Here is a 14,154-nt window from a genome sequence, read left to right on the forward strand (position 1 = left end):
TGCCGCCGGTCCGGGACCGGCGGCAGGCCGCGCCGCACGTCCGGGTGTTACGCCCGGTCGACGCGGTAGACGCTGCCGCCGATGTCGAAGACGTACAGCTCGCGGTTGCCGCCCTGCGCGAACGCGACGACCTCACCGGCGTTGACCCCGAGGTCGCTGGTGCCGGTCACCTTGCCGTTCTCGATCTTCAGGGCGCGGAGGGTGCCGTCGCAGTAGTCGCTGTACACGTACTGGCCCTTGAGGTCGGGGATCGCCTTGCCCCGGTAGACGTATCCGCCGGTCACCGAGCAGCCGAGGCCGTTGCGGTCGTACTCGAAGACGGGCGGTACGTGGTTCGCGGGCTCCGTGCCGCCCCGGAAGGGATGGGTGCCCTCCATCTGGGACCAGCCGTAGTTCTCGCCGCCCCCGCTCTTCGCCGGGGCCCAGTCGATCTCCTCCCAGGCGCTCTGGCCGACGTCACCGATCAGCAGGTCGCCGGTGCCCGCGTCGAAGGAGAACTTCCACGGGTTGCGCAGCCCGTACGACCAGATCTCGTCCTTCGCCTTCGGGTCCTTCACGAACGGGTTGTCCCGCGGGACCGCGTACGGCTTGCCGCCCTTCGGGTCGATCCGCAGCAGCTTGCCGAGCAGCGTGTCGAGCTTCTGCCCGTTGCCGTGCGGGTCGCCGCCGGAACCGCCGTCGCCGAACGCGATGTAGAGGTAGCCGTCGGGGCCGAACGTGATGTCGCCGCCGTTGTGGTTCGAGTACGGCTGCGTCTGGGTGAGGACGGTGCGCCGGGTGTTCGGCTGGATCTTGCCCTTCCGGACGGCGAACTCGTCGATGGTGCTGGTGCCCTGGAGGTTGGTGAACGAGATGTAGAAGTGCGTGAACTCCTTGTCGAACGCGATGCCCAGCAGGCCGCGTTCACCGTCGGTGGTGGTCTCCTTGGTGATGTCGAGGACGGGGTTGCCGAGTCCCTGGGCGTTCAGGACCCGGACGGTGCCGGCGCGTTCGGCGATCCAGACCGTGCCGCCGGGACCCGCGGTGCCGGCGGTCGGATTCTTGGCGGTGGTCACCTTCGTGAGCGCGACCTTCGCTTGCTGCCGCGGGGCGGCGGACTCGTCGGCGTACGCCGTGGTCAGGGCGAGGGAAGCGACGAGGCTGAGGGTGCCGATGATGGCCGAGCTTCTGGTGCGAACTCTCACCGTGATCCTCCTGGAGGCGGCGAATGGGGGAGGTCACCCAGCTGCTGGGGGCAGAGGTAGGGGGCGTCGCCCGTGCCAGCACGCAACCTGGGTGGGGGATGGTGTGCTACTGGCCACGGATGAGGATACTGAGACTGCGGTGCGTGGTATAGACCAAGAGTTCATCTATTCGGCATTCATCTATGCCCGCTCCGCCGTCCGCCGCGGCCTCCGCACCGCGCGCCCGCCGCCGCCCGTTCCCTGGCGCCCGTCCGTCCTCGGGCCGCCCCGGCGCCTGCCTCCCCTCTGGCCGCCCCCTCGGCCCCCCTCACTGCAGTCGCCGGATGTCCCCCCGCACCCGGTAGAAGCCCCCGGCCGCCGCGTGCAGCGCGTCCACCACGTACCGCGCCCCGGGCTGCCGTATCGCGCGGGGGAACTGGACGTTCCAGGAGCCGTCGTAGCCCTCGGACACCACGTGCACGCGCAGGCGCCCCGCGTCCTGGACGCATTCGACGACGACCGCCCCGGCGGGCACCCGGGTCACGGTGGCCACCGCGGTCGCCGCCGTGGCCGGTGCGTACGTCGGCAGTGCCGCGGCCAGCTTGACGTCCCGCGCCTGCGGGACCGTGCCCTGCTGCGCTGCGGAGACGGCCGCCTCGCTCGCGTCCACGCAGACCAGCGAGCCGTCCGTCGTCACCAGGTACAGCCGCCCGGCGCGGTACTGCATCGAGAGCGCCGAGCCGCCGCCCGTGCCGAGCTTCCACAGCCGCGTGCCGTCCCGGTCGAAGCAGTACACGGACGACGCCGCGTCACCGGCGAAGACGAACCGCCCGTTCGGCGAGGTGGCGCACGAGTACACCGGGCTGTCGCAGGCGTACGTGGCCTCGACCGCGCCCGTCGCCTTCGCGAGGCGCTGGACCGCGCGGTGCGCCGTGCCCGCGTACACGGCGTCGTCCTCCTGCCAGCCGAAGAGGACGCCGCCGCGGGTGGGCGTGTGCCACAACTCGCCGCCGCCGTCGGGCGCGTAGGCGGTGACGCCCCCGGTGTGGCCGTGGTAGACAGCCCGGTCGTCGGCGCGGACCATCCAGGCGTGCTCGCCCTGGCTGCGGCGCGCCCACTGGTGTTCGTCCTCGTGGTCGATGACGGTCAGCCGGCCCTCTCGGTCCGAGACGTTCAGGACGCCCTCGTGGATGTCCAGCCAGAAGATGTCGACGTCGGCGGCGATGTCGTACGCCGCGAAGGGCAGCTTCGACGACAGGTCGTAGACGCTGCCGTCGTCGCAGCCCGCGTAGATCCAGAAGTCGTCGGCCACCAGGCACTTCACGCCGTCCGGCAGCTGGAAGCGGGCGAGGACGCCGCCGTTGTGGTCCAGCGTGTACACATCCCCCGCCTGGTTGCCCACCCAGCAGTGGTCGTCGTCGACGTGGATGCCGAACGCCGAGGAGCCGGTGCGGAACCGCCACAGGACGGGTGCGACGGCACGCGCGGTGGACGGTGCCGACGCCACCTGGCGGCGGGTCACCGCGCGCGGCGCCCGCTGCCCGGGAACGGCCGGGGCGTACCCCTTGCGGACCTTCTCGGCGACCTTCTTCGCGGCCGCGGCGCGCGCCTTCGCCGCGGAGGCGAACGCCGTCGTCTGCGTCTGCCCGATGGCGCCGATGCGCCCGTACCGCACCGTCACCGACTGGTCGGCGACGGTCACTTCGTAGAACTTGTGCGCGCCCTCGCCCTCTTGTGACAGTTCCAGATACGTCGTCGACACGGTGGTCCCGGCAGGCATGGCAGACCCCTCCCCAGGGCGGACCCGCGGCCTCTCCCGCGGGTCTCACTGCTCACACCGTAGGAGGAGCCACTGACAACGACCGCCCTGCTCCGCGCGGTCGGCCCGCCGCTCAGCCGTCCTCGCCGGGCGGGGTGCCGCAGCTCGGGCCGCCGGGCCCGTCGAACTGCACCGCGCTGAAGAAGTCCTGGTAGGCGGGGAAGAAGTTGCCCTTCCCGGTCGGACCGGACGACGTCACGGCCGTGCAGCCCGAGTAGCCCGCATCCGACCAGAGGTAGATGGTCGAGGGTGTCCTGTTCCAGTCCGACCTGGCGCGGTCGTTCATGCCGAGTGCCGCGAGATCCGGGGTGCTGCCCTTGAGGGCGATCATGTCGCCGGTGCCGTCGAGGCCCGAGAACATGCAGTAGGAGCCGTCGGGGCACCGGTCGTACCCGTCGGCCGCGTGCGCCGTGGACACCGGCACCGTGATGGCGGCCGCGGCCACCGCCGCCACGAACAGGAGGGGGAGCTTCTTCCTCGGCGCGAGGGCCTTGCGCATGCTGGTCCACCTTCGTCTTCAGGGCTCGCAGGTCCGCGAGGGGCGGCCGCTGGAACAGCGGTACGCGGGCCGTGGAAGAACCAGGCTCGTTGATCTGTGCCGCGAGCCGCTATCCCCCGAAGGAGGGACGCGCGGCCCGCCTCAGTACCCGCCCCCCGCCAGCACCCGGTCCACCTCCCGCGGCGACAGCGCGTGCTCCACCGCGAGGATGCCCGCGCCGATCGCCGCCGCGTTCTCGCCGGTGCGGCTCGGCTCGATGCGCAGGACGTGGGTGGCCAGCGGGTGCGAGCGGCGGTACACCGCCTCGCGTACGCCCGCGAGGAGCTGGTCGTGGACCGCGGCGAGGGCGCCGCCGACCACCACCGTGTCCGGGTTGAAGAAGTTCACCAGGCCCGCAAGGACCTCGCCCACCGCGCGCCCCGCCTCCCGGACCATGCGGACCGCGTCCCGGTGGCCGGATTTCACCAGGCGTACGACATCGCTCCCCGACGCGGCCGCCAGGCCGAGGGCGGAGAGGCGGCGGGCCAGGGCGGCGCCGCCCGCGACCGCCTCCAGGCAGCCGGAGTTGCCGCAGCGGCACGGTTCCTCCAGGTCGCCGACGCGGATGTGGCCGATGTCGCCCGCGCTGCCCTGGGCGCCGCGGTGCAGCCTGCCGTCGGCGACGATCCCGCAGCCGATGCCCGTGCCGACCTTGATGTAGAGGAGGTAGCGGGTGTCCGGAAACGCGCGGCGCTGCTCGGCGAGGGCCATCACGTTCACGTCGTTGTCGACGAGCGCGCGCACCTGGAACCGGTCCGCGAAGAACTCCGGGATCGGGTACTGGTGCCAGCCCGGCATGATCGGCGGGTCGACGGGGCGGCCGGTGGAGAACTCGACGGGCCCCGGCACGCCCACGCCGATGGCCTGGAGGGTCGTCGGCTCGCGCCCGGTCTCCTTCAGGAGCGCGTGCAGGGTGCGCTCCACATGGCCGAGGACCGACTGCGGGCCGTCCGCGATCGACAGCGGGTCCTCGCGCAGGGCGAGGGTCTCGCCGCCGACGTCCATCAGGAGGACCCGGCAGTGCGAGGCGCCCAAGTCGACGCCCGCCACGGCGTGTTCACGGGTCCGCAGCCGCAACTTCCGGGGCGGGCGGCCGCCGGTGGAGTTGCCGTCGGCCTCCTCCGCCACGAACCCGTGCGCGATGAGCGCGTCCACGCGCTGCGAGACCGTCGAGCGCGCGAGGCCGGTGAGGCGGGCGAGGTCTGCCCGGGTGGCCGCCGCGCCCGCGCGCAGCAGGGCGAGGACGTCGCCGGGTGAGGAGGCCGCCGGCGCGGGCGCGGCGTCCGGGGACGGGACGGACGGGGGAGTATCCGGCGCTCCAGGCATGCCCGTCACCCTAGGGACGACTTTCGCTGCTCACAAGGCCGATGATGTTTGATCGTCGACCTAAGTCACCGTCAAATCACTTGCAGACAACCGTGCTTGGACCCTTGACAGGTGAAAGCCTCCTCATCACATTGCTCTGCAGGCCGCTGCCGAAGGAGCTGAGGGTGCAGGCGATGCATGCGAAGCAGGCGACGCACACGATGTTGGCGATGCACGGCGTGTCCAAGAGCTTCCTCGGCGTGCGCGTGCTGCACGGCGTCTCGCTCGACCTCGCCGCGGGCGAGGTGCACGCCCTGGTCGGGGAGAACGGCGCGGGCAAGTCGACGCTCATGAAGGTCCTCGCGGGCGAACACGCACCGGACGAAGGCGTCATCACGCTCGACGGAAAGCGCCACCGCTTCAGCCATCCCGCTCAGGCCCAGGCCGCCGGGATCGGCATCATCCACCAGGAGTTCGCGCTCCTGGAGCACCGCACGGTCGCCGAGAACGTCTTCCTCGGCCGCGAGCCCACCCGCTACGGCCTCGTCGACCGCCGCGCCATGGAGGACCGCACCGCCCGGCTCCTCACCGACCTCGGCGAGCACGGCATCGGACCGCGGACGTACGTACGCGACCTGTCCGTCGCCCGGCAGCAGACCGTCGAGATCGTCAAGGCACTCGCCTCCGACGTGCGCGTCCTCGTCATGGACGAGCCGACCGCGCCGCTCGCCGACCACGAGGCGGGGCTGCTGCACGCGCTGGTGCGCCGCCTGGCCGCACGCGGCCTCGGCATCCTGTACATCTCGCACCGGCTGCGCGAGGTCCTCGACCTGTCCCAGCGCGTCACCGTCCTCAAGGACGGCCGCCAGGTGACGACCGTACGCACCCAGGACACCGACACCGACCGGATCGTACGGGCCATGGTGGGCCGCGAACTCAGCGCCTACTACCCACCGCGCGCCCGCCCCGACGAGGTCGGCGAGCCGCGTCTCGTCGTGCGCGGCGGCGGCAATGCCCGGCTCACCGGCATCGACCTGACGCTGCGCGCGGGCGAGGTCACCGGCGTCGCGGGCCTCCAGGGAGCGGGCCGCACCTCCCTGGCCCGGGCCCTGTTCGGCGCCGCGCCGTTCACCACGGGGACCATGACCGTCGACGGGGCGGCGCTGCGGCCCACCTCGCCGCGGCAAGCCATCCGCGCCGGTGTCGCCCTCGTCACGGAGGACCGCAAGGCGGAGGGGCTCGCCCTGCGCCAGTCCGTACGGGACAACGCCCTGCTCGTCACCCGCGCCGTCCCCGACCGCGAACGACCCGCAGCGGCAGAGGAGTTGACGGCCCTGCTGGCGAAGGTCCGGCTCCAGGCGCGCGGCGAACACCAGGAGACCCGCTATCTGTCCGGCGGCAACCAGCAGAAGGTCGTCATCGCCAAGTGGCTCGCCGCCCGTCCCCGGGTGCTGCTCTTCGACGAACCGACCCGGGGTGTCGACGTCGGCGCCAAGGCGGCCATCCACACGCTCGTACGCGACCTCGCCCGCGAAGGCCTCGCCGTCCTCATCGTCTCCTCCGAGCTGCCCGAACTGATCGGCATGAGCGACCGGATCCTCGTCATGGCGGAGGGACGCATCGCGGGTGAACTGCCCGCCGGGGCAACGGAGGAGGCCGTGATGCGGCTCGCGACGACGGCCTCGGGCACGCCTGGGACGACCACACCGGACCGCGCCGACCCGGACGCCCCCGCGCCGACCACCCCCGACCCGCAGGAAGGAGCGGCATGACCGGCACCGCCCTCGCCCCGCAGCCCGCTCGGGCCGCCGCGAAGAGCCGCGCCCCGCGCGGCCGCGGCCGTCTCGCCGACCCCGCCGTCGGCGTCTGGCTCGCCGCCGGGGCCGTCACCGCCCTCGGCTGGATCGTCGTGGCCGCACGCGGCGGCGACTTCCTCACGCTCGCCAACGTCGTCGGCATCCTGCAGAACTGCGTCGCCCTCGGACTCGTCGCCGTCGGCCAGACCGCGGTCATCCTCACCGGCTCCCTCGACCTGTCGGTGGCGTACCTCATCAGCCTCGGCACCCTGGTCGCCGCCACCACCATGGAGGACGGCTCCGTGGTCACCGGGGTGCTCGCCGTGCTCGCGCTGTCCGCGGCCGTCGGGCTCGCCAACGGGCTCATCGTCACCGGCCTGAAGGTCAACGCGTTCATCGCGACCCTCGGCACCGCGTTCATCCTGCGCGGCTGGATCGAGGACAACTACACCGGGCCCGCGGGCAAGGTCCCCGCCTCCTTCCAGCACCTCGGCTACGACCGCATGGGCCCGGTCCCCGTCTCCCTCTTCCTGCTCCTGGCGGTCACCGCCGTGCTCTGGCTGATCACCCGGCGCACCCGCTTCGGCCATCACCTGTACGCGACCGGCGGCGACGAGCACGCGGCCCGCCTGTCCGGCGTCCGCACCCGCCGCACCGTGATCGCCGCGCACGTCCTGTGCTCGCTGTGCGTGGGCGCCGCCGCCCTGTTCCTCGCCTCGCGCCTGGGCGCCGGGGCGCCGTGGGCGGGCACCGAGGCACGCTACGACCTGGAGTCCATCGCGGCCGTCGTCCTCGGCGGCACCGTGCTGGCGGGCGGGCGCGGGGGAGTGGTCGGCACCCTCGGCGGCGTCCTCGTGCTCGCCGTCCTGGACTCCGTCTTCAACCAGCTCGGCGTCGACCCCTTCTTCAAGAACGTCGTGCGCGGCGTCGTCATCATCGCCGCCGTCGCCCTCTACGCCCGGCGCGGCGCCAGGAGGTCGGCATGAGCACCGGCACGGCCACGGACGCGACGGCGAGCCGGACGGTGACGGCCGCCACCGCCACGTACCGTTCCCTCGCCCGCACCCTCGGCACCGGCGCCCCCGTCTACGCCCTCCTGATCGTCCTCCTCGTGGCGCTCGCCGCGACCGACCCCGGCTTCTACGAACCCGACCGCTTCCTCGCCTTCGTCAAGCGCGCCGCGCCGCTGGTGATCCTCGCCGCCGGACAGTACCTGGTCATCGTGTGCGGTGAGTTCGACCTGTCCGTCGGCGCCGTCGTCACCGCCGGAGTCGTCGCGGCCGCCGAGGTCTACGGCACGTACCCGGACGCCCCCTGGGCCCTGATGACCGCCGGACTGCTGCTCGCGGGCGCCGCGGCCGGGCTCCTGAACGGGCTGATCACCACCGTGCTGCGGGTGCCGTCGTTCATCACCACGCTCGGCATGATGCTGATCCTCGAAGGCGCCGTCTTCTACTGGACCGGCGGCTCCCCGCAGGGCCGCTTGCCGCAGGACTTCCGCCGCCTCGGCCGGGACACGGCCCTCGGCTGGCTGCCCTGGGCCGTGCTCGCCTGCGGGGTCGCGGGCGTCCTCGTGGTGCTCCTGATGCGGTCCGACTTCGGCCGCACGCTCGTCGCCACCGGGGACAGCGAACGCGCCGCCCACCTCGCCGGGGTGCGGGTGCGCCGGGCCCGCGTCCTGGCGTTCGTACTGTCCGGCGTCGCCGCCGCGCTGGCCGCCGTGCTCGTCGGCGGCTTCTCGGGGGTGTCGGCGCAGGCGGGCCGCGGCTACGAATTCGAGGCGATCACCGCCGTCGTGCTCGGCGGGGTGGCCCTAGGCGGCGGGCGCGGCAGCGTCGTGGCGGCGATGGCGGGGGCCTTCTCGCTGCAGGCGCTGTTCACGCTGCTCAACCTCCAAGGCGTGTCGGGGGCGTTGGAGTCCACCGTCCAGGGCGTCATCGTCATCGCCGCCGTCGGGATCGGCGCGGCGGACTTCTCCCGGCTGCGCCGCCGCACTCACCCGCCGGGCACCCCACCGGACACTCCGCAGGTCACCCCGCCGGGCGCCGCGCCGGGCCCACCGGCGCCCACCCCACCCCCACCGGCCACCCCATCGCGCACCCCCCGGGAGGGACACCCCCATGACCCGCAGCCCTAGCCCGCGACCGCGCCACCGCCCCGCCACCACCGTGGCCGCCGCCGTCCTCGCCGCCGCCCTGCTCGCCGCGCTCACCGCCTGCTCCAGCGACGCCCCCGCCGACGCGCCCGCCGCGTCCGGGCAGAGCGCCGAGCAGCGGAACGACAGCGGCGACAAGCCGTCCAAGTTCTTCGACCGCACCGAGTACGAACGGCAGTTGAAGCTCGCCGGGCAGACCCCGCGCGGCCCCGCGGCCAAGCCGTGGGAGCAGATGCTCGAACCGGAGATGGCCGACACCGTCCGCTACCGGAAGAAGGGCGACGACGACGTCGACCTGTGCTTCTCCAACGCCGGGGTCTTCAACCCCTGGCGGCAGGTCGGCCTGAAGAACATGAAGGCCGAGGCCGAACTGCACGACGAGATCGACGACTTCACCGTCCTGGACGCCCAGGGCAAGGACGACAAGCAGATCTCCGACATCCAGGAGCTCGCGGGCAACAAGGACTGCGACGCCCTCATCGTCTCGCCCAACACCACCGCCACCCTCACCCCCGCGGTGAAGGAGGCCTGCGGCAAGCTGCCCGTCATCGTCTTCGACCGGGGCGTGGAGACCGACTGCGCCGTCACCTTCATCAACCCCATCGGCGGCTACGGCTACGGTGCCGTCGCCGCCGACTTCCTCGTCGACAAGGTGAAGCCAAAGGGCAAGATCCTCGCGCTGCGGATCTCGCCCGGCGTCGACGTCCTGGAGACCCGCTGGTCCGCCGCGAAGCTCGCCTTCGACAAGAGTGAACTCGACGTCGTCGACGTGAAGTTCACCGACGGCGACCCGGCGAAGACCAAGTCCGTCGTGTCCGACGCGATCTCCCGGCACGGCTCCATCGACGGCGTGTGGATGGACTCCGGTGCCACGGCGGTGGCCGCGGTGGAGGCCTTCGAGGACTCGGGGGCCGACGTACCGCCGATCACCGGCGAGGACCAGCAGGACTTCCTGGAGACCTGGAAGGACAAGAAGCTCACCGCGATCGCCCCCACCTATCCCACCTTCCAGTGGCGCACCCCGGTCATCGCCGCCCTGAGGATCCTCAAGGGCGAGCAGGTGCCCAAGGAATGGAAGCTGCCCCAGCCCACCGTCACCCAGGGCAACCTCGACGACTACCTCCAGGACGGCATGCCCCCGCTGCACTACGCGATGTGCGGCTGCCAGCGGCTGCCCGGGTTCCCCGGCGACTGGGGAGGCAAGAAGTGACGTCGCCCGCAAGGGAGTCGGGGCGTGCTGCCCGGCCGTCGGGTACCGACTGGCCGGTGGGCGCGAACCCCTGGATCTGGCACTCGCCGGTCACCGCCCGGGCCCTCGCCGAGGTCCTGCCGCGCCTGGCCGCCTGGGGCTTCGACTGCGCCGAACTCCCGCTGGAGCAGCCCGACGACTGGGAGCCCGAGGCCACCGCCAAGCTCCTCACCAGCACCGGCCTCGCCCCCGCCGCCGTCATCGCCGTGATGCCGCCCGGCCGCGACCTCGTGCGCGCCGACCCCGCGACCGTGCGCGCCACCCAGGACTACCTCCGCCGCTGCGTCGACGCCGCCCGCACCATCGGCGCCCCGGTCGTCGCGGGCCCCGTCTACGCCGCCGTCGGCCGCACCTGGCGCCTGGACCCCGCCGAGCGGGCCGCCGCGTACGAGGAGTGGCGCGAGCACATCACACCCGTCGTCGACCACGCGCGCGCCGCCGCCGTGCGCATCGCGGTCGAGCCCCTCAACCGCTACGAGACGAGCCTCCTGAACACGGTCGCGGGAACCCTCGACGCCCTCACGGGCCTGCCCGAGGACGGCATCGGCATCGCCCTCGACACGTATCACCAGAACATCGAGGAACGCTCCCTGCCCGCGGCCGTGCACGCGGCGGGGGAGCGCATCGTCCACGTCCAGGTGTGCGCGAACGACCGCGGCGCGCCCGGCGCCGACCACCTCGACTGGGCTGGTTTCCTCGGCGCCCTGCGCGCGGTCGGCTATCAAGGCGCCCTGTGCGTCGAGTCGTTCACCGCGCACAACGCCGCCATCGCGGTCGCCGCCTCCGTGTGGCGCCCGCTCGCCCCCAGCCAGGACGCGCTCGCCACCGACGGCCTGTCCTTCCTGCGTCGCGCCCTGGCCGCCCGCTGAGCACGCGCCCCCGTACTTCCGGCATCCGGCACCCGCACCGTTCCGTCCACACAGAGAGGACCACCTCATGGGATGTCATGCTCGTGACATCAGAGGCGTACGAAGAGCGGTCATCGCCGTCCTGACGGCGCTGCTGCTCGCCGTGGGCTTCCTGCCCGCCACCGGAGCCACCGCCGCCGACAAGGCCCCGGCCTTCCGCGCGCTGCTGTTCACCAAGGCCGTCGGATACGTCCACGACTCCATCCCGGCCGGCATCCAGATGGTCAAGGAACAGGCCGCCGCCCACGACTTCGAGGTCGTCCAGACCGACGACTCGACCGTCTTCGACGACGCCAGGCTCAAGGACTTCGACGTCATCGTCATGCTGCAGAACTCCGGCATGGTCTGGGACACCGACGCCCAGCGCGAGGCCGTGCAGAAGTACGTGCGCGGCGGCAAGGGCATCGTCGCCCTGCACAACACCCTCGACATGGGCATCGAGGACTCCTTCCCGTGGTGGGACGACACCGTCAACGGCGGCGCCCACATGCCCGCCCACTCCCCGGGCGTCCTCAAGGGCACCGCCAAGGTCGCCGACCACGTGCACCCCTCCACCAAGGGCCTTCCCGAGCGCTGGGAGCGCCCCGAGGAGTGGTACAACTTCGACAAGAATCCGCGCGGCGACGTGCACGTCCTGGTCTCCGCCGACGAGACGACGTACAACCCCGGCGGCTCCGCCATGGGCGCCGACCACCCCATCTCCTGGTGCCGCAACGCCGAGGGCGGCAAGGTCTGGGCCACCGCCATGGGCCACGACAAGGCCTCCTACAGCGAACCCGCCTTCCGCGACCACGTCCTCGGCGGCATCCAGTGGGCGGCCGGGAACAAGCCCGGCGACTGCGGCGGCACCGTCTGGTCCGGCTACGAGAAGGTCACCCTCGACGACAACACCGCCGACCCCATGGAGCTGGACGTCGCCAAGGACGGCAAGGTCTTCTACGCCCAGCGCAACGGCGAGGTGAAGGTCTTCGACCCGAAGACGCACGCCACCACCACCGCGGGCAAGGTCGACACCTACACCGGCGGCGAGGACGGCCTCGTCGGCATGGAACTCGACCCGGCCTTCGCCAAGAACCGCTGGATCTATCTCAATTACGCGCCCAAGGAGGCCAAGGACGACGTGAACCGCCTCGCGCGCTTCACGGTCAAGAAGGACAACACCCTCGACCTCGCCAGCGAGAAGAAGATCCTCGACGTCCCCGCCTACCGCGACCGCACCTTCCCCGAGCCCGGCCACACCGGCGGCGCCGTCGAGTTCGGCCCCGACCGCACCCTGTATCTGGGCGTAGGCGACGACGTACCGCCGAACCTCGACCCGAACTGGCAGGGCTACGCGCCGCTCGACTGGCGCCCCGGCAAGCAGATGCTCGACGCCGCCCGCACCGCGGGCAACACCAACGACCTGCGCGGCAAGATCCTGCGCGTCAAGCCCGGCAACAAGGGCGGCTACACCATCCCCCAGGGCAACCTCTTCAAGCCCGGCACGGAGAAGACCCGCCCCGAGATCTACGCCATGGGCTTCCGCAACCCCTTCCGCTTCACCGTCGACCCCAAGACGGGCGACGTGCACGTCTCCGACTACGGCCCCGACCGCGGCGCCCCCACCACCGACCGGGGACCGGAGGGCCTGGTCGAGTACGACGTCATCAAGAAGCCCGGCAACTTCGGCTGGCCGTTCTGCCACGGCAACAACCAGGCGTACGCGCCTTACGACCCCGACACCCAGAAGGCCGGACCGAAGTTCGACTGCGCGAAGCCGGTCAACCCCTCACCCAACAACACCGGCCTGAAGGACCTGCCGCCGCTGACGCTCCCCGAGGTCTGGTACGGCTACGGCGCCTCCAAGGAATTCCCCGAGATGGGCGCGGGCGGCTCCGCGCCGATGAGCGGGCCGGTCTACCGCTACGACGCCAAGAACCCCTCCACGACCAAGTTCCCGCAGTACTTCGACGGCGCGAACTTCTTCTACGAGTGGGCGCGCGACTCCGTGAAGGAGATGCGCTTCGACGACTCCGGAAAGCTCCTGAAGATCAATGACTTCCTGAAGTCGGCGAAGTTCGCCAAGCCCATGGACATGACCTTCGGTCCCGACGGCTCGCTGTACGTCCTGGAGTGGGGCAGCGAGTTCGGCGGCGGCAACAACGACTCGGGGCTCTATCGCATCGACTACGCGCAGGGGCAGCGTATCCCCATCGCCAAGGCCAAGGCGTCCGCCACCAACGGGCCGGTGCCGCTGAAGGCCGACTTCTCCAGCGAGGGCAGCAAGGACCCGGACGGCGACCCCCTCACCTACGCCTGGGACTTCAACGGCGACGGCACCTACGACTCCACCGAGGCCAACCCCGCGCACACCTACACCACCAAGGGCGACTTCAACGCCCAGCTGAAGGTCACCGACCCCTCCGGGAAGTCCGGCTACGCCAACATCCCCATCACGGCGGGCAACACCGCGCCCAAGGTGGCCGTCGAGACGCCGGTCGACGGCAAGCTCATCACCTTCGGCGACAAGATCCCGTACAAGGTGAAGGTCACCGACCCCGAGGACGGCGACATCGACTGCTCCAAGGTGTTCGTGAACCCGGCCCTCGGCCACGACGACCACGAGCACCCGACCACCGACCTCCCCGGCTGCGAGGGCACCGTCGACACCGGCGACCTGGGCGGCCACCCCGAGGGCGCCGACCTCACCTACGTCCTCAACGCCAAGTACACCGACAAGGGTTCCGCGGGCACCAGCGCCCTGACCGGCTACGGCCGCTCGGTCCTGCAGCCCAAGCACAAGCAGGCCGAGTACCACGACGACCAGTCGGGGACCCGGATGGTCTCCCAGGAGGGCGCCGAGAACGGCAAGCGCATCGGCGACGTCAGCGACGGCGACTGGATCGCGTTCGCCCCGATGAGCGTCGAGGGCGTCAGCAAGGTCACGTACCGGATGTCGTCCCCGTACGGAGTCGGCAGCATCGAACTCCGCGCGGACGCCCCCGACGGCAAGCTCCTCGCCACGACCCCCGCGCTCAACACGGGCGGCTGGGACACGTACCAGAACACCCCGGCCGTGGACATCGAAGCCCTGACCGGAACCCACAAGCTGTATCTGGTCTTCAGGTCACCCCAGGACAATTCCTTCGACGTGGACGCCGTCGCGTTCTCGGCCGCGACCGGCTGAGCGGCTCGACGGCCGGCACACCGCGGCCCCTCCGCGCTGGACGCGCAGGGGCCGC

General features: G+C 71.8%; 10 protein-coding genes. 6 read left to right on the forward strand and 4 right to left on the reverse strand.

Translation table 11 applies throughout. The features are described from left to right. Positions 1-47: 47 nt before the first annotated feature. The 4 genes from IE274_RS09545 to IE274_RS09560 form a co-directional block, all read right to left on the reverse strand. On the reverse strand, positions 48-1,184 hold the full coding sequence (locus IE274_RS09545; RefSeq protein ID WP_190115175.1) for a PQQ-dependent sugar dehydrogenase: 1,137 nt from the start codon (positions 1,182-1,184) through the stop codon (positions 48-50). 307 nt (positions 1,185-1,491) lie between these two features. Further along, positions 1,492-2,943 (reverse strand): WGR domain-containing protein, encoded by a 1,452-nt coding sequence (locus IE274_RS09550; protein ID WP_190115176.1) that lies wholly within the window; start codon positions 2,941-2,943, stop codon positions 1,492-1,494. Between the two features lie 112 nt (positions 2,944-3,055). Then, the gene (locus IE274_RS09555) at positions 3,056-3,481 is read right to left on the reverse strand and encodes a peptidase inhibitor family I36 protein (protein WP_190115177.1); all 426 of its coding nucleotides are present in this window, start codon (positions 3,479-3,481) and stop codon (positions 3,056-3,058) included. Positions 3,482-3,622: 141 nt separating this feature from the next. Beyond that, positions 3,623-4,846 (reverse strand): ROK family transcriptional regulator, encoded by a 1,224-nt coding sequence (locus IE274_RS09560; protein WP_190115178.1) that lies wholly within the window; start codon positions 4,844-4,846, stop codon positions 3,623-3,625. A 200-nt stretch (positions 4,847-5,046) separates the two neighbouring features. On the opposite strand from IE274_RS09560, the gene IE274_RS09565 reads away from it, so the two are divergent. The 6 genes from IE274_RS09565 to IE274_RS09590 all read left to right on the forward strand — a co-directional run bounded on the left by IE274_RS09565 (position 5,047) and on the right by IE274_RS09590 (position 14,099). Beyond that, on the forward strand, positions 5,047-6,597 hold the full coding sequence (locus IE274_RS09565; protein ID WP_198897874.1) for a sugar ABC transporter ATP-binding protein: 1,551 nt from the start codon (positions 5,047-5,049) through the stop codon (positions 6,595-6,597). After that, complete coding sequence (locus IE274_RS09570; RefSeq protein ID WP_190115179.1) at positions 6,594-7,607, forward strand: ABC transporter permease; 1,014 nt, start codon at positions 6,594-6,596, stop codon at positions 7,605-7,607. Before IE274_RS09565 ends, IE274_RS09570 begins: the two co-directional genes overlap by 4 nt. Then, positions 7,604-8,758 (forward strand): ABC transporter permease, encoded by a 1,155-nt coding sequence (locus IE274_RS09575; protein ID WP_190115180.1) that lies wholly within the window; start codon positions 7,604-7,606, stop codon positions 8,756-8,758. Before IE274_RS09570 ends, IE274_RS09575 begins: the two co-directional genes overlap by 4 nt. Beyond that, positions 8,742-9,986: a substrate-binding domain-containing protein gene (locus IE274_RS09580; protein ID WP_190115181.1), complete on the forward strand. Its 1,245-nt coding sequence runs from the start codon at positions 8,742-8,744 to the stop codon at positions 9,984-9,986. The genes IE274_RS09575 and IE274_RS09580 overlap by 17 nt, the downstream gene beginning before the upstream one ends. A gap of 56 nt (positions 9,987-10,042) precedes the next feature. Then, entirely contained in the window at positions 10,043-10,894 is an 852-nt protein-coding gene (locus IE274_RS09585; protein WP_229909401.1) for a sugar phosphate isomerase/epimerase family protein, read from the forward strand. Positions 10,895-10,961: 67 nt separating this feature from the next. Then, a complete protein-coding gene (locus IE274_RS09590) occupies positions 10,962-14,099 on the forward strand; it encodes a ThuA domain-containing protein (RefSeq protein ID WP_190115183.1) in 3,138 nt (1,045 codons plus the stop codon). Positions 14,100-14,154: the final 55 nt, after the last annotated feature.

It is taken from the genome of Streptomyces flavofungini (assembly GCF_014650815.1).
Classification (GTDB): Bacteria; Actinomycetota; Actinomycetes; order Streptomycetales; family Streptomycetaceae; genus Streptomyces; species Streptomyces flavofungini.

Coding starts and splice junctions, on each gene's coding strand:
- IE274_RS09550 (WP_190115176.1), bottom strand. CDS start 2,943: ATGCCTGCCGGGACCACCGTGTCGACGACGTATCTGGAACTGTCACAA.
- IE274_RS09555 (WP_190115177.1), bottom strand. CDS start 3,481: ATGCGCAAGGCCCTCGCGCCGAGGAAGAAGCTCCCCCTCCTGTTCGTG.
- IE274_RS09560 (WP_190115178.1), bottom strand. CDS start 4,846: ATGCCTGGAGCGCCGGATACTCCCCCGTCCGTCCCGTCCCCGGACGCC.
- IE274_RS09565 (WP_198897874.1), top strand. CDS start 5,047: ATGTTGGCGATGCACGGCGTGTCCAAGAGCTTCCTCGGCGTGCGCGTG.
- IE274_RS09570 (WP_190115179.1), top strand. CDS start 6,594: ATGACCGGCACCGCCCTCGCCCCGCAGCCCGCTCGGGCCGCCGCGAAG.
- IE274_RS09575 (WP_190115180.1), top strand. CDS start 7,604: ATGAGCACCGGCACGGCCACGGACGCGACGGCGAGCCGGACGGTGACG.
- IE274_RS09580 (WP_190115181.1), top strand. CDS start 8,742: ATGACCCGCAGCCCTAGCCCGCGACCGCGCCACCGCCCCGCCACCACC.
- IE274_RS09590 (WP_190115183.1), top strand. CDS start 10,962: ATGGGATGTCATGCTCGTGACATCAGAGGCGTACGAAGAGCGGTCATC.